The sequence below is a fragment of the Pseudoalteromonas sp. MT33b genome (assembly GCF_014117385.1).
Taxonomy (GTDB): Bacteria; Pseudomonadota; Gammaproteobacteria; order Enterobacterales; family Alteromonadaceae; genus Pseudoalteromonas; species Pseudoalteromonas lipolytica.
The window spans coordinates 3441946-3463621 of record NZ_CP059831.1; the positions used below are offsets into that span (position 1 = coordinate 3441946).

A 21676-nucleotide genomic window follows, 5' to 3' on the forward strand; every position below is an offset into this window, starting at 1 on the left:
AGAGACAAAAAAGGCTAATTTTGGTTGGCTAATACTGTTTATTTCAGTAATTTGTCATATAAAACTAAACGTAATTAGAAAATAATAATGAAATGGACGCACCTATACCTCACGTTATCATCGCTTTTTTTACTTTTTATAAGCTGCTTGGTAGTTGCTGATGATTACCAGGTTACGCCAGCGGATAGCTGGGTCAAACAGCATGAACTACTAACACCGAATATCCCCAATGAGCATATTAAAGATGGGACCTTCTATCTTATGCTCGATACACAGTTTAAGGTGACTGAACAAGCACCACAGCAACGCTTTACTCGAACGGTTATGCAAGCTGCCAATCAATCTGGAGTAGATTATATTAGTCAACTCAATATTGATTTTGACCCTAGTTATCAATCACTTTCGCTCAATAGTTTAGGGATTATCCGTAATGGTGAATATATAGACAAACTGGGTAGTGCTCAGCGACAGGTTTTACAACGTGAGACCGACCTAGCAAGTCGAATATACAATGGCACATTAAGCCTAAATATCATTATTGATGATATGCGGGTAATGGATATATTAGATTACAGCTATACGATTTCGGGCAGCAATCCAGTTTATCAACACTTTAGTACAGCGAGAACTCTTAATTGGTCTGTGCCTGTCGTGCAGCAATTTATGCGGGTTCTATGGCAAAAGCCAACCCCTTTACACATCAACTTTGTCAATGGCGAATCAACTCTTATCAGTACTCCCCTAAATATAGGATTTGACTACCAAATAAACCAACACAATGAACCTACAATGATCTCAGCAAGTGAAGTACCTTATTGGTACTCACCGTATAAACAAGTTTATTTCTCTGAAGTTAATAACTGGCAAGAGGTCATCGATTGGTCACTGCCACTTTACCAATCAGCCATTGAAATTAGCCCTGCTATTGAAACTATTACTCGTCAAATCAAGTTGCAGCATACTGATTTAGAGTCACAAATAGTTGCAGCACTGCGTTTCAGTCAAGACGAAGTTCGTTACTTGGGGCTCGAAATGGGCACCAACTCGCATCGGCCAACTCCGGCATCAGAAACCCTTGCACTGCGCTATGGTGATTGTAAAGACAAAACAGTACTGCTTATTTCATTGTTAAAAGCACTGGGCGTTGACGCCTATCCAGCATTGGTAAATACAGAAGAAACAAAGCGTTTAGCGAGGTTACCTGTCGCCCCAAACTTATTTGATCACGTCATTGTCACCCTAGAGCACCAAGGGAAGCGCTATTGGCTTGATCCTACCACGTCATATCAACGCGGCGACTTAGCGCATTTAGCACAACCAAACTATGGCGTGGCTTTAATCGTTAAAGAAGGTGAAACAGGCTTTACAGACATGCTTACTAAGCCTCTGGTCAAGCGTGTTCAAGTCTTTGATAGCTACTCAATCCCCGAAAAGGTAGATGATGCCACCCACTTTACAACTCGCTATGAATACGGCGATTATGAAGCGATAAGCCGCCGTAGTTCAATAGCAAAAAATAGCCTTAAAAGCACAGAAGATGATTACAGAGAATATTATCAAGACTCTTTCAAAGGTTTAAAAACAGCTAAACCCATGACCGTAGATACCCTTGATGACACAGGTCAACTAATTACAAATGAATACTACACAATTGATAATTTCTGGAAACCTGACAATAAAGGCTATCGCAACGATTTTTATGCCAGCGAAATTCAAAACAGCGTTTATAAACCAGAACAGCTAGAGCGTAATGCCCCCATGTGGTTTCGGTATCCAAATGATATTGAAACAACAATTCAAATCGCATTCTCAGAGCCTAATTGGGAATTTGAGGAAGAACAACTCAGTATCGACAATCCCTTTTTCCATCTGGAAAAACGCGTTACCTTCAAAGACTCTATACTTACCCTTTACTTTGATTACAGTGCGAAGCAAGACCATATTCCTGCAGACCAAATAGAGCAATACTTCAACGCGCGGAAAAAACTAATTAACGAAACGCAATATGGCATTATCAAATATGGTACTAACACTGCGACTACCACGCAGGTAGATGAAGAAACCAATTGGTATAGCGTTTTTATTTTAAGCTACTTAGCGGCAATCATCTTTTTCATCGCGGCTTGGCGTTTTGAAGTTCGAAAACGTCCAGAATTTGAAGGTACGCAGTTCTACCCTGTCAGTAACAGTAAGTTTGTTATTTACAGCTTATTGAGCTTAGGAATATTCATTAACTACTGGAGCTATCGCAACTGGAAAGCGATAAAAGAGCAACAACAAAGCCATATAATGCCGATTGCCCGAGGTATATTTGCACCACTGTTTTTTATTCCGTTGTTACTTGAGCTTTGCAAGCACAGCGAACAAACCTTTGGCAAAAATAAGATCATGCCCGTTGCGGTTGGGTTCGTGTTATGGCTGGCGATTATCATTTCTGAAGTCGTAAGCTATAACTGGGAATATGGTACCTGGCTGTTTTTAGTTACGCCTATTTTATGGTTGCCTCTAGTTAATTACATTCAAAACCTCAAGCAACCTGAACAAGCTCTTGAGTACCATTCTCAATGGCGAGCGAGGCAGGTTATCATTTCGATATTCATGCTGCCTTGGCTATTTTATGGCTTAATTTATGAGCTATATTTGTTGCCAAATTCAACCATAGTAACCGGCGATAAGCTATGGTCGTATCAAGTTAACTTCTTAAAACGAAAAGAGATCATCCCAGCAAATGAGAATGTGCAATACTTTTATAGTGATGCCTTTGTTGATTTTAAAACTGATGGAAACGGCATAACTGAAAACACCATTTTTAGTTACTGGGAAAATGAGCACGGTGTGCTTGAGAAAGATCAGCGCCGCTTTAGTGACATTAAAAAGCTCAACGTTGATTATGCTAAAAGCGCCCTACTAACCACCACGCTAACGGTCATTGACCACAATGGTGATGAAATGCTGTTATTTTTGAGCCATGAAGATGACTTAGATAAGAAGTTTGTCGCTGAGGTAGAGCGCTTAATTAAGGCCAATACCCCAGCAACTGAGCAAAACGCAGATTAAGTCAGTCGCTTAATCATACGCTTTAATGCGGGCGCTTTCAGTGGCTTATAAAGCAACGGATAGCCCGCATCGAGCACCAGCTCGCGTATACCCTCGTCATGGTTTGCGGTATTTACAATTGCAGGCAGTGTTGTTAAGCCTGCTTGCTCTATGACCTCAAGACCCGTAACACCATCATCAAGTTGATAATCAATGATCAGCAACTGCGGCAAGGGCTGCTCAGCTTTTAATTGTTCCAGCTCAGCTAAGTTAGTTGCCGTAGAGATTTCGCATCCCCAGTTTTCAAGTAACTGCTTTAACGCCTCTAATACATTGCTATCGTTATCCAGCAGCCAAATCCTTAATTGCCCAAGCTCTGTTTCTTGCGATATTTCAGCATGTTGTGCCTGCTTTGGTGCAGTGCTAACTTTGCATGGTAAGGTTAAAGTAAACTGTGTACCTTTGCCCAGCTCAGAGCCCATTACGAGCGGTATTTTTAATAAGTCGCAAATACGTTTTGTAATGGCAAGGCCTAATCCAAGTCCTTCAGCACTCGGTTTAACACCCAACTGCTTAAACTCTTGGAATATGGTGTGTTGATCACCGGCAGCAATTCCAATCCCTGTATCTTCAACAATAAACGATACATGGTCATCATCGTGATGCATTTTCAGGCGAACTTCGCCGTGCTCGGTATAACGAATTGCATTGCTGAGTAAATTGCGAAGCACACGACGCAATAATGCTTTGTCTGTATGCAAACGGACATCACATGTTTCTAAAATGAACTTTAACCCTTTGTCACTTGCTAACGCTTCGTAATCATTGCGCAATGGTTCAACCAAACTACTGATGGCAAATTCACTCATTTGCACTTTAAATGATCCCGAATCAAGTTTAGTTAACTCTAAAATACTCGATAACAATTCTTCAGCACTGCCGAGCGAATTCTTAATATTCATTGCCAGTTCTTTAAGTTCTGTGTCTTGGGCTTTTTCATTCATTAAGGAACAAAATAAGCTCGCAGCATTAAATGGCTGTAATAAATCATGGCTGGCAGCTGCAAAAAAGCGCGTTTTACTGACGGTTGCTTGCTCGGCGACTTGTTTTGCCATTGATAGCTCTTGGTTCGCTTGAGTGAGTGCTAAGGTCCGTGCCGCCACTTTTTCTTCAAGGCTAACATTGGCCTCTGTGAGTGCTTTTTGTTGTTTTACAAATTCAGTAATATCTGTGTAAGTCGTTACAAAGCCACCACCTGGCAGCGGATTACCTTGCATTTCAAACACGCGGCCATCATTGTGTGAGCGCTGATATTTATACGCACTGCCTTGGCGCAAATACGCCAAGCGTTTTTCAACTTCACTGGTCATACTTTCACCGCTAAACAAGCCGCGCTCAGCATTAAAGCGAATAATATCGGCAACTGGACGACCGATATACAAGGCATCATCTGGGTAAGCAAACATGTTTTTGTAGCCTTGATTCCAAGCAACTAAACGCAGTTCACTGTCGACTACACTGATACCTTGTTGAATATTTTCTATGGTTGATTGCAACAGGTCACGATTAAATTTCAATACTTGGCTTGCTTCATCAACAAATTCAGCAACTTGCTCAAGAGGTTGGCGCTGCTCATTTTTGGCAACATCCAAGATAAGGCGTGCTGAAGCGCCCCCGATGACCGCCGACATTTCACGCTCTACGAGTAACTCAAGTTCAACATTTGCGGGCCGCTTCCATTTACTTTTATCTTCAGGAAAATAGTGATTTACCAGCGATTGCCCCGCTTCTTTTTCAGCAAAGCGCTGCAATAAAGCCCCTAAATCGTGATAACTTAAAGGCTGCAAATGGTTACTTACACGAGATTCATTTCCTTGAGCAACAAACTTATTACTTTGTAAACGCTCAGCCAGTGTTGCACGACTAAACAGAGGCACCAAAAAGTACACCAAACAATTCGCACCTAACGATAACAATAAAGCCTGACTGATACTTTCAAGACCCAGCGAAAATAAATCAGTCGGTGCAAGCCAGCTAATGTGCCAAGGGCCATCAACCAACCATTGGCTATCGTTACCTAATCCGCCCGCTAAATTGGGCAGTAATAACGTGTAACCCCAAATAATAAAACCGCTCAAAATACCCAGTTGTGCACCCCGGCAAGACGCTTGTCGCCACCATAAACCAATGATCATGGCCGGTGAAAATTGGGCAACCAACGTAAACGACATCAAACCAACATTAGCTAAGGTAGTGCTTTCGCCTAAAACCCGATGCGTGAAGTAACTTAATAATAAAATCAGTACGATAACGATTTTACGCGCATGCAAAAGGTTATTTTTATCCAAGCCTCGGCTACTCGACGTGAGTTGTGAGCGGCGTAAAATGAACTGGTTAATAAAGTCATTGGTGATCATCACCGAGAGTACAATTGCCGACACAATCACCATACTCGTCGCCGCTGAAAAGCCGCCTAAAAAGGCCAACAATGCAACAAAGGCATCGTCTGCGGCCATGGGTAATGCCAATACAAAGGTATCGTAGCCTACGTCTTGTCCTTGAAAATAAATAAGCCCGGCATACGCAATTGGCAAAATAAACAAGTTGATAAGTAATAAGTAAATAGGAAACAGCCAACGTGCTGAAGCCAGTTCTTTATCGTTATTTTTTTCAATAAAGCTCATATGAAACTGACGTGGTAAGCACAAGGTAGCCAAAATACCCAAGAGAGTATGTGCAACATACACATAGGTCGGACTCTTTGAAGCCGCAACTTGTTGGTCAATATTTAATTGTTGTGCCGTTTCAAAAAGAGCGATGGGACTGTCGAATAAAACGAAGCATACGTATAAACCAACCGCTAAAAATGCCAGAAGTTTCACCACCGACTCAAAGGCAATACTGGCGATTAAACCGGGGTTATGTTCACTGGGTTTTAAGCGTCTTGCACCAAATAAAATTGCAAATAACGCCAACAAGAGCGTGATATAAAAAGTGCTGTCGGCCCATACCTCACTGCTTTGTGTCACTGCTCGGTCGGTTAGTAAATTAATACTTTGTGCGGTCGCACTGAGTTGCAACGAAATATACGGTACAATAGCAATCACAGAAATTAGCGATATTAAGCCCGACAAGCTTGATGATTGACCATAACGAGTCGCGATAAAGTCAGCCATGGAAGTGATTTTTTGCTGTCTACAAATATGGGCAATTCGGCAGTAAATCTGCCAGCCAAAAATAAACAGCAGAATCGTGCCAGCGTACGTTGGTGCTAACCACCAGCCGTTATAAGCTGCTTGCGCCGTAGTGCCAAAAAAAGCCCACGACGTACAATACACGCCCAACGACAAACCATAAGTTAAGCCTTTAAAAGGCAACACCTTTCTTTTATCAGCCCAGCCTGCAACAGCAAATAAAATTGCTAAATAAACAATCGCAAGTAGGCTTATTGACCAAATTGAAAACATCGCATGTGATTTTTTTAATTATTATGGCACCAGCATAGTTTTTATTGGCGCTAATTTACAGCCTAACTTTAGTGCTAATGCGTGTAATAGCCATACTTTGAAGAAAATAAAAATTAAATGAGAATTATTTGCAATAGAGTATTGACAGATATCTAAATCTAATTGATAATCAATATCAACAAGACGGAAAAAGCATTACGGATTGTAATAGCTGTTCGCTTAATTACGTATTTTGGCGAATTGTTATCGGAATAAACTGATTTGTTTCTCGACCCTGAAACACGTGTGGCCCACGATAAAGCTAAGATCGCTTGTTGCTAACCGCAGCGCCCCTTGATGTTGGCAACAGGCGATCGCCCTACTTATTTTACTTGCTACATTGCTCATATCGGTGACGGTAGATATGAAACTAAAAAAGCCCTTACGGGCTTTTTTTATGTCTGCAAATAAAGTGTGATTAACGGCGGTTTTTACGAGCACGCGCTCGGCGCTGTTTTTTCTCTTCTTCTTTTGCTGCTTTTTTAGCTTCTGCCGCAGCGCGAAGCTCTGCCACCATGCGCTCTTCTTCTTCACGCATTGCGGGGGTTTCCATGGTAATTCGACCAATAATGCCATCACGTAATTCATTTATCAGAATTTCTGACATTTTATAGGTATCAATTTGATTACCACCACGGATACAGCCACGCTTTTTACCGGCCATTTCAACAAATTCCCAGTCAGACTCAGGTAATTCGTCAATCTTATAACGGCTTTTTAAAAGCTCAGGGTATGCGTGCAATAAATACTCCGCCGTGTAGCTTGCCACTTCCTCATAATCAATCGCAGTATCACGAATCGCACCTGTTGCACCTAAACGATAACCTGAGTTTTCGTTTTCTACTTTTGGCCACAACATGCCTGGCGTGTCGTACAACATAATGCCATCATCAAGTTTAATGCGTTGCTGGGCTTTGGTTACAGCAGGTTCATTACCCGTTTTTGCAACAATTCGGCCAGCTAAGGTATTGATTAACGTTGATTTACCTACGTTTGGAATACCCATTATCATAGCTTTTATTTGCTTATCTGCACCCACTTTATGCGGCACTAACTTTTTACAAAGCTCATTAATACGATGCACTTCACCCGCTTTATCATTCCCAAAATCAATTGCTTTAACACCGATTTGTTGTTCAAAGTAGTCTTTCCACGCTTGCGTGAGTTTAGGATCAGCAAGGTCAGCTTTATTCATGATTTTTATAACGGGTTTATCACCGCGAAGCGCTGTAACCATCGGGTTTTCACTACTATAAGGAATACGGGCATCAAGCACCTCAATGATCACATCCATTTGTGGCATGATTTCTTTAATTTCGTTACGGGCTTTGTTCATGTGACCCGGGAACCACTGGATTGCCATGTTTTACTCCTACAAGATAATTTCACGGTATTTTAACTGGCTCAGCAGTTAATTGCGCTATAATGACGCAAATTTTTTCAAGTAAGCAGTTATGGCTCTTAAATCAACCATTATAAAAGCACACATATCGCTGAGCGATATGGACCGACACCTGTATCAAGATTTCAATCTAACCCTTGCACAGCACCCATCAGAGACCGAGCAGCGCCTGATGATCCGCTTGCTGGCATTTGCACTCAATGCCCGAGAAGGGTTGGAGTTTACCAAAGGCTTGTGTGCTGATGATGAACCTGAGCTTTGGCACATAAACTACAGCGAAGAAATTGAGTTATGGATTGAGCTTGGTCTACCTGATGAAAAGCGTTTGAAAAAAGCCTGTAACAAAGCTAAACAGGTTATTTTGTATACTTACGGCGAAAATAACCAAACTATTTGGTGGCAAAAGCATCAACCTAAGTTGTATGATTTTAAAAACTTAAGTATTTTTAGCCTCGATTATGCTGCGACTCAAGCATTAGCCGCACTGGCTGACCGTAATATTAAGCTTACGATTACGATTCAAGACGGTGAGGTATGGGTTAGCTCAGACACAGCAAATATCGAAATTAAACCTCAGCAACTCATGTAAGGAATGCGATGGCAATTAGGCAGGTTGTAGTATTACACGGACTTTATATGTCGGGCTTTGTAATGCGCCCTCTGTGCGCACGTCTTGAAAAATCAGGGCTTAATATACTCAATTTGACCTACAATACGCTGTCGCCAAATAGAACGGCTATTTTTGACAAGATTGACCGCTTTATTAATGGCAAACCCACAGCAATGGTGTGTCATTCAATGGGCGGTTTAGTTGCCCGGGCCTACCTTGAAGCAAACTCTCTACAAAGCAAACATGTTGAAAAAGTCATTACCTTAGGCACGCCTCATAAAGGCAGCCATATTGCTAAGCAAATGCAGCAAAAAGGCTTCGATATGTTACTTAAAAATAGTGTCGAGTTTTTGTTGTCTGAAAATGGCGACTGGCCGTTTAATGCCAAGCTTTATAGTATTGCAGGCGACTTACCCATTGGATTAATGCCGCTCATTGCTAAAGGCAGTGCCTCCGATGGCACAGTGCTTATAGATGAAACCAAACTCAATGGCATGGCAGAGCACAAGGTGTTTCATTTAAGTCACACCAGTATGATCTACTCACGCCAAGTCATGGATTACATTATTAAGCTTATCAATCAACGTTAGCTGTATTTTATTTCTCAGCACTTGCGGCAACTTTGTAAGAAATTAATACAATAATCCCCAGAATCAGCGGCACCGGCGCAGCGATATAACCAAAGGTGTCAAAATTAGCAAAGCTTGCCCCTGCAAGATGACCAACTAAACCGATTACAAACGCAAGTAATGCAATAACAACAACCACTATTTCTGCTTTGTTTTCTTTTACTGTTTTACCGTCCATTTTTGTTCTCCTAGCTAAATGCGGTAAAGGTATTATGCGCTTCTGCTACGTTGATTTTTTGACCTAAATCAAGTTCTAAATCGGCGTGTATATTAGCTAAAGCAAAACTTGTTTTAGATCATATTTTCACCTTCATTAAAAAATAATCACTTTTTATGGTGGTTTTTTACGTCATTTGCCCCAAGTTTATAGAAGAGTACTTCGAGGTTATGCTGATAGTGGACGACTGATTCAAAATGCGTATTGATAGCTAAAACCTATCACCCCGTTCGAATTAAACCATTTTACAGATTAATAAAAATGGCCAATACTTGATATCACGCACTAGCAAGTAACCTATTCACGATTATTTTTTTAAGGAGCTAATCTATGTCACAGGTAAATGCAATTGGTTTAAACAGCGCAAAAAGTGAAGATATCGTAAAATCTCTCAATACTTTATTAAGCTGCTACCAAATTCAATATATGAATGCACGTGGCTTTCATTGGAATATTAAAGGTCGTAACTTTTTTGAATTACACCTTAAATTTGAAGAAATTTATAACCTACTTCTTGAAAAAGTAGATGAAATTGCAGAGCGTATTTTGACACTTGGTGGCGCACCTGTTCATGCGTTTTCAGAATACCTCGAAGCAAGTAAGATTAATGAAGCGAAGAACATTACTGAAGGCACCGCAGCCGTTGAAAACCTATTAGCAGGTTACAGCACACTTATTCAAATGCAGCGCGAAATTTTAACAGAAGCTGGCGATGCTGATGACGAAGGGACTGCATCACTAATGAGTGATTACATTAAAGAACAAGAAAAACTTGTTTGGATGTTAAAAGCTTACTTAGGCTAGGCCCTTACTTTACATCACTTGAAAAGCCCTCTATGAGGGCTTTTTTATTTTAACCACTTTCTCAGGTGACTGTATTCTGGCCTGTCTTCAAAAAAGCTATCAGCATTGTGATGGAAGTTAATATCCATATCGACACCCGACCATATTGTCTCGAGTAAATTGCGCGCAATTATATTTGCTTTGATATAGTCAACGCGTTTGTAACCACGTGCTTTTATAGCTTGAAAATACGCCTTCGCGGTTTCAATACTATCTGCCGTTGCTAATTCAAATTGCGCTAAATTAACAACAGCATACTGAATTGAGTGCTCAGGGTATTTCATTATTTCTTGAGCAACTTCAACACTAAACGAAGCAACAGCTTCTTTATTAAAACTGCCACTTATTTCCACATAAATCACTGGCGGTTCAATAAAGTAACACCAATCACCGTGGGCTTTAAACATGCTCACCCCTTAAAATACAACTTAAGTTTTGCACTTATAGGTGTTATCTAAGCTTTAATTCGATAATAAAGCAATAAAAAATGCGATTTCAAGAGCCTTTTCTTCAAGGCTTTTAAAACGACCCGACGCACCACCATGACCTGCATCCATATCTGTTTTAAAGACAAGAATGTTGTCATCTGTTTTCATCTCGCGAAGTTTAGCCACCCATTTCATGGGCTCCCAATACTGTACTTGTGAATCATGAAAGCCCGTCGTCACTAAAATATTAGGGTACGCTTGCGCCTTAATATTGTCATACGGAGAATAGGCCTGAATCACATCATAATACGCGGGGTCGTTCGGGTTTCCCCACTCATCATACTCGTTAGTCGTAAGCGGAATGCTTTCATCTAACATGGTCGTCAAAACATCTAAAAATGGCACATGACAGCCAATGCCTAAATAAAGCTCGGGTGCTTGGTTAACGACGGCGCCCATTAATAGACCTCCAGCACTGCCACCCGACGCACAGACTTTTGCAGGGTGAGCGTACCCTTGCTTGGTTAACGCTCGCGTAATATCGATAAAGTCATTAAAGCTATTTTGCTTGTGCTGTTTTTTGCCTTGTTCGTACCAACTACGCCCCAGCATTTCACCACCGCGAATATGAGCAATCGCATACACGAAGCCACGGTCGAGTAAGCTCAATGAACTACTAGAAAAGCTCGGATCGATAGTAATGCCATACGCACCATACCCATATTGCAGCAATGGATTTGTGCCGTCTTTTTTAAACTTATCGATGCGGTAAACCAGTGATACAGGTACCTGTTCGCCATCTCTTGCCGTCACCATGATACGTTCTGAACGGTACTTTTCTGGTTTAAACTCACCCAACACTTGTTGTTGTTTTAATAAGGTTTTTTGCCCTGTATTTAAATCAACATCATACAGTGATCCCGGTGTCGTCAGACTCGAATAATAAATACGCGCAGAGCGTACGTTGGGTTCTGGGTTCATTGCAATTGCAGCGTAATAACAGGGATCATCAAACTCTAAGGTGAGTCGCTCACCGTGCTTATTCACCACAACAAATCGTGTTTGTCCTAGCTCTCGCTCAGTTAAAATTAAATAATCATCAAATATCTCTACACCTTCTAGTAACACATTGTCGCGGTGTGGAGTGTGTTCTTGCCAAAGTGATTTATCTGCGATTGTACTTAACGTAGCCGTCATTAAACGAAAGTTTTTTGCCTGCCAGTTAGTCACGATATAAAACGTATCACCTAGCTTATCTACATCAAACTCATGACCTTCTTCACGTGATGTTAACGCACTAAATGCACCACATGGATTGTTGGCATCAAGCACCCATGTATCACTGGTTTCTGTGGTCGCAAGATCAATGATAATAAGGCTTTCATCACGGCTTTTGCCAAGTCCCATAAAAAAGCTTTTATCTTGCTCTTCATACACCAATACATCGTCGGCCTGAGGCGTGCCTAACACATGGCGAAAAACCTGAAAACCAAGCAAGGTTTGCAGATCTTTTTTCACGTAAAATACGGTGTTACTGTCGTTTGCCCACACGACTTGCCCTTCGGTGTTTTCGAGTACATCAGTAAACATGTCACCTGTGGCAAGGTGTTTAAATCGTACCGTATAAACACGTCGGCCTTCAGTATCCTCTGAGTAAGCAAGCAACTGCTCATTTGGACTAATGGCCACTTCGCCCAGCTCGTAAAACTCAAACTCACCGGCTAATTGGTTTACGTCTAATAGTAACTGCTTATCATGGGCGTCAATTGAGCTACTGCGGTAGTGGCGGGCATATTCATCATCGCCACGCACTTCTGAATGATACCAATACGTTCCATCTTTTACGGGTACGGTATTATCGTCTTTTACAATACGCCCTTTTAGCTCATCAAATAGCTGCTCACGAAGTGGCTTTATACCTGCAAGCTGCTTTTCACAATAATCATTCTCGGCATGCAAATGAGTTAATACTTCGGTATTTTGTCGTTCATCATCGCGCATCCAATAGTAATTATCGATGCGAGTAAACTGATGAGTGCTTAAGGAATGAGGCTGTTTTTTAGCAACCGGCGGATGCGCTAATAATGACAATGAATACGAACTTGATGACACAAAGAAACCACAATTAAAAAACGAATTAAACCGAGTTTACCATAGAAGCTTGGCCAATTCGCTTAACAAATGGGTATAAAAAAGCCCACTCAAATTGAGTGGGCTAAGCAATGCTAAAATAGCATTTAGGGGGAAAACGGTTAATGCGATATCTGCTGCCATGCCATGGCCCAACTTTTGCCAACTCCCGGTTCAAACAACGGGTTATGTGAATCTTTAACACGACAAAATTCACTAAATGGCCAAGGCTTACACATATAAATGTGGCCTGTTTTAGGCTGTAGCACTTTTACACCAGCACTGTAATCACTGCATGCCTGTGGGTAAACATAATCATAATCCTGTGGATTATCGACCGCGCGTTCTTTACATTTCGCGATGCAGTTAAACGCCACTTTTGCATGTGTTATGCCCGAACCTTCAAGGGCATAAATTTGGTTTGAACGGTATGCAACCACCAAACCTTGTTCGGTCATTTTTCCGGCCTCAACCAGTGGAATGTGCACGTTTATATGCTCGGCAACTAAACGTGGCCAATTATGAGGCTCACCTTCATCCGTACTGGTGATCCGGTAATTGAATGATAAATCGACTAGCTCTCCTTGCATGTCATAAAAGGTTACGACCACCGTATCCCCAACAAAAAGCTGAGTATGATGGTTCAAGCAACCAATCGGTAACCACTTTCCAGAGGCCAATGACGAATGCATAAACAAAGTAACACCCTAAGAACAACTAATAGGTACTATCCAACAATAACCGAACAAAATAAATACATTTTTTAGTTTGAGGCAAAAGATCCAAAGCCCGAAGAATATGCGCTTATCGGCGGCCCCGCTATCATAGTTTTGTTAACAAAACCTTAGACCGGAAACTTTGCGTCCTAACTTTTCAGTTAGTTTGCCAAAAACTGAGTTGAGTATAATCGCGACCGGAAAACAAATCAAACAAAAGAATGTAACCAAAACATACATATAACTATTAAGTACTAGCAAATGCAGATACAAAAAAGCCAACCCGGAGGTTGGCTTTTAAACATTATCTTAACTTAATCTCTTACTGGCTTAGCGCTTGGAAATAACTCACGCACCGAGCGAAAGAAACGTAAGAATACGTGCCCAACGTCACTCATCACAATGTATAAGCAAGGGACAAGCACTAAGGTAATCAACGTTGCAAACATCACAGCAAAACCCAGTGCGACCGCCATCGGAATAACAAACTTCGCTTGTAGGCTTGTTTCGAACATGATCGGCAACACACCGGCAAACGTTGTAATAGAGGTTAGGGTTATAGCCCTAAAACGTGCACACCCCGCCTCGATAACGGCTTGACGAGTTGAAATGCCTTCTCGTCTTGCTTGGTTTACAAAATCTGTCATTACTAAGGAGTCATTAATAACCACCCCAGCAGCTGCAATTAAACCAAAGCCCGACATTAAACTAATGTCTAGGCCAAACCAAAAATGACCCCATATAGCGCCTGTTAAGCTAAATGGAATAACTGACATCACAATCAACGGCTGTGAATAGCTCTTAAGTGGGACTGCAAGCAAAATATACACAAGTATCATACCGCCAATGAAGAACATTAATTGCTCGTTTGCTTGCGCTTGTTGCTCTTCAATTGAGCCTCCTAACTCAGTTTTCACTGATGGGTACTCTTCTTTTAATTGTGGTAATAAAGTGTCTTCAACTTGTTTAACAACGGCACCCGGCTCAATGGCTTCTTCATCAATACTGCCGTAAATATAAACCGTACGATAACCGCCTTCGCGGCGAATATAGCTGATGCCCGGTTTTTCGGTTAGTTCAACCACGTCACCTAGCATAACTTCTTTACCCGCAGGGGTTGTGATTACAGCATGCTTTAAAGAGGCAAACGCTTCACGTGTGAGTTTAGGGTAACGCACCATTACACGCACCTCTTCACCACGACGAATAACACGTTGTGCTTCACCACCATAGAAGCTTGCGCCGACTTGATTAGCAATATTTGCTAAGTCTAACCCTAAGTCATACGCCACAGGTTTTAAGCTGAGCTGTACTTCTTTACTGGCCGGGTCGATAGTCGAGCTAATATCAAACAGCCCTTTTTGCTGTTGTAATAACTGAATAAAGCGACGCCCTGCATCATTTAAGGTATCAATGTCTGGGCCATAAAGTAGATAACCAAACTCGCCATCACTGCCACCGCCATTCACGTCATCGTAAATTTGCAAAGACTTAACCCCCGCAATGCTTGGCATTTGTTCACGCCAGCGGCGTGATAGCTCAAAGGCATTATATGGACGAAGGTCTTCATCAACCAACGGCGCTAAAATTTGTGCTTCCGTTCGGCCTTGATTAAATACCAAAATATCGCGGATCAGTTTTTGGCCAAACTCACGCTCAGTTTCCTGATCAACTCTTAACACCATGGCTTCAATTTCACGAACCGCATCAATTGTTTGAATGTCCGACGCATTTTCGTTCATCTCTAAACGAATTTGCGGGAAATCATGAGGTACCTTTGGTGTTGGCACCACGCGCACTTGATTAGAAGAAATCAGGCCAAAGGTTAAAATTAATAGGCCAATGAATGAAAACAACACAAACCAGCGCCACTCTACACAACGTACGATAAATGCTTTATATGGGCCGTTTACAAATTTGAAAAAACGCTTATTAAAACGGGCACGCCAGCTATTTGGGTTAATAGGTGGAAACTTCGTGTGCGCAATGTGAGCCGGTAGAATCAGTTTAGATTCAATTAAGCTGAATATTAAACACAGTATAACCACCACTGCGATACCAAAGAAAAACGCACTTTCGGGGCCACTTGATAATGTAAACGGTGCAAACACCGCGATGGTCGTTAATACGCCAAAGGTTGCTGGTGTTGCAACTCGCTTAGCACCATTCACCACATTAACAACGCCTCCCCCTTTTTTCTCAATTTCGGTGTAGGCGCTTTCCCCTATGACGATGGCATCGTCGACCACGATCCCCAGTACCATAATGAAGGCAAATAACGACACAATATTAATACTGATCCCAAAGAGCGGCATCATCATCATCGCCCCTAAGAAACACACGGGTAAACCAATCATTACCCACAATGCTAACTTAAAGCGTAAGAAAATCGACAACATAATGGCAACCAAAATTGCCCCTTGGATCAGGTTGGTTTTCATCATGTCTAAACGCGCATTAAGATAGTAGGTCATATCCATGAGCGGTTCTAGGCGCAAACCAACTGGCAGCTCTTTATTTTTCTTTTCTATAAAGGCTTTAACAGAGTCTGCAACGGGGATCATGTTCTGCTCTTTCGTTGCTTTTACCGATAAATAAACCGCATTCTCGCCATTAAATTTAAAGTAGCGTTCACCTTCGATAAATTGATCTTTAATTACAGCAATATCTTGCAACAGGACTTTCGCACCATTTTCACCAATTTTAACGGGAATTTGGCGGAATTCGTCACCGCTGTAATATTGATTTTCAACACGCACAGAAATAATACCTGCATCTGTGCGTAATTGACCCGCCGAAATGTTAGCCGAGTAACGACGCACCGCATTAGCAACATCGCTTAATGTCAGGTTGTATTGACGCAACGAATCAGGGTCTATTTCAATCGCAATCTCATCAAGTGGCACATCGTTTTGTACCAAGGACACATTCGATAATTGCAGTAGCTCATCTTCAATTTGATTAGCAACCGGTTTTAACTCAGTCAGCGGAATATCACCGACCAAGGTCATACCAATGACGTCTTGACGAAACTCGACCTGACTAATAGTAACGGGTTCCATACCTGCAGGAAATGTTGCAATACCGTCAACACGCAGCTTTACTTTATCAAGTACATCTGTGAGTTCTGCATCGGTATTAATCTCTAAACTTGCTCGTCCATTGTTGCGAAACGCACGATACACACCTCGTTTGATTTCGGTGATGTCTTTTAACGATTCTTCTATCTTGATCAGAATACTTTCTTCAATTTCTTGCGGTGATGCACCCGGATAATTGGCTTGTATCTCAATGTAGTTAATTTCCACATTCGGGAACATCTGACGCTGAATCGTAAAATAACTAATAATCCCCATGATAACGATAAAGACCATCATGAGGTTCGCAGCAACCGAGTTATTGGCAAAGTAGGCAATAATGCCAGACTGTTTTTCTGTGTTTTCGTCTGTCATAGCGCCACCTTAAAGCTTTTCAACCGCTGCAGTATTCTCTGCATCGCTCGTCATTTCTTTCATGCCTGCAATTTTCACTTCCATACCCGCTTGCGGGTATTCCGGTAATGTAAGCACCAATTGATCATTAACTTGTAAGCCGTCACTGATATAGAAAAACTCACCTTCTTCACGCACTACCGTGACTTTACGAGGCTCAAGTTTTTGCTCGTCATTTACAACCCAAACCGTTTGATTATTAACAAGTGATTGCGGTAAACGGTAAATATTTTGCAGTGTTTCACCCGCAAAGCTAACTTGCACATAAGCACCAAACTTAATCGGCTGTACGTCATGCTTGAGACCATATGGATCGTTCACTCGTATCACCAAATTACTCATACGCGTCGCATTATCAACAACCCCTAGATCGCGGTCTATCACCGCTTCACGTGTAAAGCTGTTTAAACCTTTATTAATAATCGTCGCCTTAACACCTTTAAGGCGTTTCGGTAAAAACACACTATCAAAACCAGCAATAGGAACAATGATTTCGGCACTTTCAATGTTATTAAGTTCAGCAACTTGGCTTCCCACGTTAATGTATTGACCTACACCAATCTCACGGTTAATGACCAATGCATCGTAAGGTGCTCTCACTTCACAGCGAGCAAGGTCACGCTCAGCGCGTTTCAATGCAGCTTGTGCTGATTTTACAGCCGCTTGGGCACTTAATACTTGCGGTTTACGAAGGAATAAGTCTGTGCGTTCACGCTCTGGGTAACGTTTTGCTTCATCCTGTGCAACCTTTGCTTGTGCTTGCTCTTCAATCAATGCCGCTTGCGCACTTGCAAGCGAAGCCTCTGCTTGTAATACAGCAGCTTCGTAGTTATCTTTTTCAATAGTAAATAACACTTCACCACGCGCGACGATTCCGCCCGCAACAAAATTTGGATGCCAACTGGTCACTTCACCTGCAACTTGCGATGCAATCAGGGTACTTTCAAGTGGTTTCACTTCACCGTAACTGTTAATAATCACTTGGTGATCATCACTAGAAACAGCTTCAACTTTCACGAGAGGACGCACATCAACTTCATCCTTATCTTGTGGCTCTTGGGCAATCGCATTGATCCCCATAAAACCTGCAATACCAATGAATAAAGCGATAAGAGGTAACGTCCATTTTAATAAATTCGTGCGCATAACTTACACCTTTAATATTTTAACTGGTCCTATCATACCAAAGCTGACAGAAACATTAATGTGACATTTGTAAGTAACTGTTACAAACAGACATAGAATGATGCCGTTCAGATTAAAGTGACGTATAAAACAATTTGTTACAAAGAAAATCATTTTAATTTCAGCTGGTTAAAAACACAATTTCACATTTGTTAACATATCACCTTTTATCAAGACGTTATTTCATTAAACTGCTCTATGACATAGTTTAAGGACATTCTAACAGTGAAAATAACAAATATTGCGCTAGCGTTAAGCCTAGCATTGACAGTCAATGGTCATGCCATTGCAGCAAAAAAAGAAGAAAAAAAGCCAGAAACACTGGCTGAGATGATCAAAGATAAAACCGAATTTATCGGTATTTTTACACTTTACCAAGATGCCAAAACGGGTAAAAACTTAATGGTCATCAATGAGTCACAGCTTAATACCCCGTTTGTGTATTTTGCACATACCGTTGATGGCGTGACAGATGCAGGCCACTTTCGAGGCTCATACCGAGAGACCAAACTCATAGAGTTTAGAAAGCATTTTGATCGTCTTGATATTGTAAGCAAAACACCACGCTATAAGTTTGACGAGAATTCAGCGCTTGCCCGCTCTGCAGATGCCAATATCAGTGAAGCCGTTCTCGCAAGTATCAAAATAGACAAAGAAGAAGACGGCAAAATAGCCTTTGACGTTGATAAGCTATTTTTAAGCGAAGCACTGCATAAAGTGTCTCCATGGGTTAACCCTGACGATAAAAACGCTAAAAAACGCTTCAAGCTAGGTAAACTAGATGACAAAAAATCGCGTATTGTTAACCAGCGCCCTTACGCAAATAACCTAGATGTTATTGTTGATTATGTATTCAGCAACGCCAACCCAAGTGTGCGTGGCTCTGCCGCTATAAGCGACCCTCGTAACGTATCAATAAAAGTACAGCACTCATTTGTTGCTTTACCTGAAAATGACTACCAACCTCGTCAAGATGATGCGCGAATTGGTTATTTTACTAACCAGTTCGATAATATGACCTCTGCCGACTGGGCCCCTTATGAAGACGTGATCAAACGCTGGGATTTACAAAAGAAAGATCCATCCGCAGCCTTATCTGAACCTGTAAAACCAATTACGTGGTGGATTGAAAATACCACACCGGTTGAGTGGCGCGATACCATCCGCGATGCGGTACTGGCATGGAACATCTCGTTTGAAAAAGCAGGTTTCAAAAATGCGATTGAAGTAAAAATACAACCAGACGATGCAGACTGGGATGCAGGCGACATAAATTACAACGTATTACGTTGGACCGCATCTCCACGTCCACCATTTGGTGGCTATGGTCCTGCACTTGCTAATCCATTAACGGGTGAGATCTTAGGTTCAGACATCATGCTTGAGTATGTCTTCATGAAAAACCGTTGGATGTACGACACCCTATATACACAAGGTGCGGCGACACTCACTGAACATATGAATGACTCAGAACTACACTGCTCTTTGGGCCACAGTATTCAAGAAAACATGTTACTTGCAAAAGGCCTAGGTACTGGTGCAAACATCGAAGACAAAGAAATTTTACGCCAAGGTTTAACGCAACTTGTCTTGCATGAGGTCGGTCATACCTTAGGCTTAAACCACAATATGAAATCTTCTATTTTGTGGAACGAAAAAGACGTACACGACAAGCGTAAAACGCAAGGGATTGTTACAGGCTCTGTTATGGACTATGCGCCGGCAAATATCGCTCCAATTGGCATGCAACAAGGCGACATTTTCCAAACGAAACCAGGTCCTTATGACGACTGGGCTATTGAATATGGTTACAGTCAAGCTTTGGCAGACGCCGATGCCGAGCAACAACGTTTAGAAAAAATTCTTGCTCGCTCATCTGAGCATGCGCTTGCATTTGGTAACGACGCTGATGATATGCGAGCGCCAGGACGTCACATTGATCCACGTATCATGATTGGTGATATGTCATCAAACCCAGCGGCCTACGCCGCAGACCGTATGGCCTTAATCAATAAACTATTTACTGAACTAAAAGACAAAGCCACGGTTGAAGGTGAGTCATATCAGCAACTAGTTACTTCTGCCAACATCCTATTCGGTAGTTACAGAACACAGGCTGGCGTAGTATCTCGTCAAATTGGTGGGGTGTATGTTGAGCGCAACGTCGTGGGTGATGATAAAAATGGCGCACCGTTTACGCCAGTGCCATTAGAGCGCCAGCAACAGGCTATGCAAATTCTGGCCAAAAATGTGTTTGCACCTGATGTGTTAGTCAGCATGCAACCGCTATATAACTACTTACAACAGCAACGTCGTGGTTTTAATCATTACGGTAAGAACGAAGATCCAAAACCACATAACATGATTTTAGGCATGCAAAAGCTTGTGCTTGCGCAATTGTTACACCCTGCAGTCATGCTGCGTATTTCAGACAGCGCAATGTACGGTAATGAGTATTCACTAAGCCAATTCATGGATGACCTAACAGCCAGCATTTTTGTCGATAGTAAAAAAGCGAACTCATTAAGTCATAACTTACAAATTGAGTATGTGAACCAGCTGATTGCGATTGCAGGCTTAGGTAAAGCGAGCAAGCACGACAACCTAGCCAAAGCTGCTGCGCTTTATCAGCTAAACAAAATTGCTGATATCAGTACGCCATGGGGTGCCGACACTGCTGCTAAAGCACATAAGCAGTATATCGATCGCTTAATTAGCAAAGCGCTCGAAGCTTAATAAATAAGCACAAAAGGCTGCCAACGGGCAGCCTTTTATTATTTCAACGTTATAATCATGCCATCGCTGGACGTGACTTGTAATATTGAATACAACCAAGTTGGGCGGCATTAGTTAGCAATATCATCACAAAAGTTAGAACATGTGACACACTCGGTGAAGCCATCGCCAGTTCTGCGCCTAAACCACAGGCCCCCGCTACAAACTGTAAACTAAAATAACGTGCACTTAAGTTACTAATATCACCGCTTTTAATTGTTTTGTAGGTTTGCGGCATAACACGGATAGAACTCATCGCTAAGCCAACATATGTCAGCCAATTAAGGACTGTGGCAGTGTCCAGTGACGGGCTAAGCAATAACAAAAAAGGCGTCACCGACACAATTAATAGCCCAGCTAATTGCAACCGTTGCTGGCGCGCTGCATTGTAACGCACGAAGTAATAAAGAATTAAACCACTTAACACACCCGTCACGATAAACGGTAAGACCATGTAAATGCGCTGAAAGTACACATTGTAGGTAATGAAATAAAGACTTTGTGCCACCCCAAAGCTCATCATTAGCAACGACACGCCCGACACACTGCGATTTTTACGAATTTTATTTAATAGCGGATAAAAGCTAAACGCCAAAATAAAGCATGAAATAATCGGCAAATAGTGCGCCAAAACAGACCTCTCTCGTTACAATTTAGTTAATACGTTAGCAGTTTATAAACAGCCCATACACAACAAGTAAATCATTG

The 21676-nt window shown here is 41.8% G+C and carries 14 protein-coding genes and 1 riboswitch; of the genes, 5 read left to right on the top strand and 9 right to left on the bottom strand.

Annotated features, from left to right (window positions below):
• Positions 1 to 87: 87 nt before the first annotated feature.
• Complete coding sequence (locus H3302_RS15565; protein WP_182395836.1) at positions 88 to 3057, top strand: DUF3857 domain-containing transglutaminase family protein; 2970 nt, start codon at positions 88 to 90, stop codon at positions 3055 to 3057.
• Here the strand turns inward: H3302_RS15565 and H3302_RS15570 are convergent.
• Both H3302_RS15570 and ylqF read right to left on the bottom strand, forming a co-directional pair.
• Positions 3054 to 6503 carry a PAS-domain containing protein gene (locus H3302_RS15570; RefSeq protein WP_075594219.1) on the bottom strand — a complete coding sequence of 1150 codons (3450 nt, stop codon included), beginning with the start codon at positions 6501 to 6503 and terminating at the stop codon, positions 3054 to 3056. The two genes, H3302_RS15565 and H3302_RS15570, sit on opposite strands and share 4 nt — an antisense overlap.
• A gap of 457 nt (positions 6504 to 6960) precedes the next feature.
• The gene (gene ylqF / locus H3302_RS15575) at positions 6961 to 7905 is read right to left on the bottom strand and encodes a ribosome biogenesis GTPase YlqF (RefSeq protein ID WP_036973579.1); all 945 of its coding nucleotides are present in this window, start codon (positions 7903 to 7905) and stop codon (positions 6961 to 6963) included.
• A 91-nt stretch (positions 7906 to 7996) separates the two neighbouring features.
• Between ylqF and H3302_RS15580 the strand changes: the two genes are divergently transcribed.
• Both H3302_RS15580 and H3302_RS15585 read left to right on the top strand, forming a co-directional pair.
• Positions 7997 to 8533: a YaeQ family protein gene (locus H3302_RS15580; protein WP_036973580.1), complete on the top strand. Its 537-nt coding sequence runs from the start codon at positions 7997 to 7999 to the stop codon at positions 8531 to 8533.
• An 8-nt stretch (positions 8534 to 8541) separates the two neighbouring features.
• On the top strand, positions 8542 to 9144 hold the full coding sequence (locus H3302_RS15585; RefSeq protein WP_065979470.1) for an alpha/beta hydrolase: 603 nt from the start codon (positions 8542 to 8544) through the stop codon (positions 9142 to 9144).
• Positions 9145 to 9151: 7 nt separating this feature from the next.
• Here the strand turns inward: H3302_RS15585 and H3302_RS15590 are convergent, their stop codons facing one another.
• Entirely contained in the window at positions 9152 to 9361 is a 210-nt protein-coding gene (locus tag H3302_RS15590) for a hypothetical protein (RefSeq protein WP_036973582.1), read from the bottom strand.
• 369 nt (positions 9362 to 9730) lie between these two features.
• Here H3302_RS15590 and H3302_RS15595 point away from each other — a divergent pair, with 369 nt between their 5' ends.
• Complete coding sequence (locus H3302_RS15595) at positions 9731 to 10204, top strand: Dps family protein (RefSeq protein ID WP_065979471.1); 474 nt, start codon at positions 9731 to 9733, stop codon at positions 10202 to 10204.
• A gap of 44 nt (positions 10205 to 10248) precedes the next feature.
• Here H3302_RS15595 and H3302_RS15600 read toward each other — a convergent pair whose 3' ends face one another.
• The 5 genes from H3302_RS15600 to H3302_RS15620 form a co-directional block, all read right to left on the bottom strand.
• Positions 10249 to 10650, bottom strand: coding sequence for a hypothetical protein (locus tag H3302_RS15600; RefSeq protein WP_036973584.1), 402 nt, complete (start codon positions 10648 to 10650; stop codon positions 10249 to 10251).
• Positions 10651 to 10704: 54 nt separating this feature from the next.
• Positions 10705 to 12783 carry a S9 family peptidase gene (locus tag H3302_RS15605; RefSeq protein WP_182395838.1) on the bottom strand — a complete coding sequence of 693 codons (2079 nt, stop codon included), beginning with the start codon at positions 12781 to 12783 and terminating at the stop codon, positions 10705 to 10707.
• A 140-nt stretch (positions 12784 to 12923) separates the two neighbouring features.
• On the bottom strand, positions 12924 to 13493 hold the full coding sequence (locus H3302_RS15610) for a chitin-binding protein (protein ID WP_182395840.1): 570 nt from the start codon (positions 13491 to 13493) through the stop codon (positions 12924 to 12926).
• Between the two features lie 114 nt (positions 13494 to 13607).
• A riboswitch (cyclic di-GMP riboswitch) is annotated at positions 13608 to 13698 on the bottom strand.
• A gap of 133 nt (positions 13699 to 13831) precedes the next feature.
• A complete protein-coding gene (locus tag H3302_RS15615) occupies positions 13832 to 16969 on the bottom strand; it encodes an efflux RND transporter permease subunit (protein ID WP_036973587.1) in 3138 nt (1045 codons plus the stop codon).
• Between the two features lie 9 nt (positions 16970 to 16978).
• The gene (locus tag H3302_RS15620) at positions 16979 to 18154 is read right to left on the bottom strand and encodes an efflux RND transporter periplasmic adaptor subunit (protein ID WP_074989509.1); all 1176 of its coding nucleotides are present in this window, start codon (positions 18152 to 18154) and stop codon (positions 16979 to 16981) included.
• Between the two features lie 264 nt (positions 18155 to 18418).
• Between H3302_RS15620 and H3302_RS15625 the strand changes: the two genes are divergently transcribed.
• The gene (locus H3302_RS15625; protein ID WP_182395842.1) at positions 18419 to 20929 is read left to right on the top strand and encodes a zinc-dependent metalloprotease; all 2511 of its coding nucleotides are present in this window, start codon (positions 18419 to 18421) and stop codon (positions 20927 to 20929) included.
• A 55-nt stretch (positions 20930 to 20984) separates the two neighbouring features.
• Here H3302_RS15625 and H3302_RS15630 read toward each other — a convergent pair whose 3' ends face one another.
• The gene (locus H3302_RS15630; protein WP_036973591.1) at positions 20985 to 21599 is read right to left on the bottom strand and encodes a membrane protein; all 615 of its coding nucleotides are present in this window, start codon (positions 21597 to 21599) and stop codon (positions 20985 to 20987) included.
• Positions 21600 to 21676: the final 77 nt, after the last annotated feature.

Bases quoted from the DNA above. Each gene is read 5' to 3' on its own strand.
- H3302_RS15565 (WP_182395836.1), top strand. From the start codon at position 88: ATGAAATGGACGCACCTATACCTCACGTTATCATCGCTTTTTTTACTT.
- H3302_RS15615 (WP_036973587.1), bottom strand. From the start codon at position 16,969: ATGACAGACGAAAACACAGAAAAACAGTCTGGCATTATTGCCTACTTT.
- H3302_RS15570 (WP_075594219.1), bottom strand. From the start codon at position 6,503: ATGTTTTCAATTTGGTCAATAAGCCTACTTGCGATTGTTTATTTAGCA.
- H3302_RS15620 (WP_074989509.1), bottom strand. From the start codon at position 18,154: ATGCGCACGAATTTATTAAAATGGACGTTACCTCTTATCGCTTTATTC.
- H3302_RS15585 (WP_065979470.1), top strand. From the start codon at position 8,542: ATGGCAATTAGGCAGGTTGTAGTATTACACGGACTTTATATGTCGGGC.
- ylqF (WP_036973579.1), bottom strand. From the start codon at position 7,905: ATGGCAATCCAGTGGTTCCCGGGTCACATGAACAAAGCCCGTAACGAA.
- H3302_RS15600 (WP_036973584.1), bottom strand. From the start codon at position 10,650: ATGTTTAAAGCCCACGGTGATTGGTGTTACTTTATTGAACCGCCAGTG.
- H3302_RS15590 (WP_036973582.1), bottom strand. From the start codon at position 9,361: ATGGACGGTAAAACAGTAAAAGAAAACAAAGCAGAAATAGTGGTTGTT.
- H3302_RS15580 (WP_036973580.1), top strand. From the start codon at position 7,997: ATGGCTCTTAAATCAACCATTATAAAAGCACACATATCGCTGAGCGAT.
- H3302_RS15610 (WP_182395840.1), bottom strand. From the start codon at position 13,493: ATGCATTCGTCATTGGCCTCTGGAAAGTGGTTACCGATTGGTTGCTTG.
- H3302_RS15595 (WP_065979471.1), top strand. From the start codon at position 9,731: ATGTCACAGGTAAATGCAATTGGTTTAAACAGCGCAAAAAGTGAAGAT.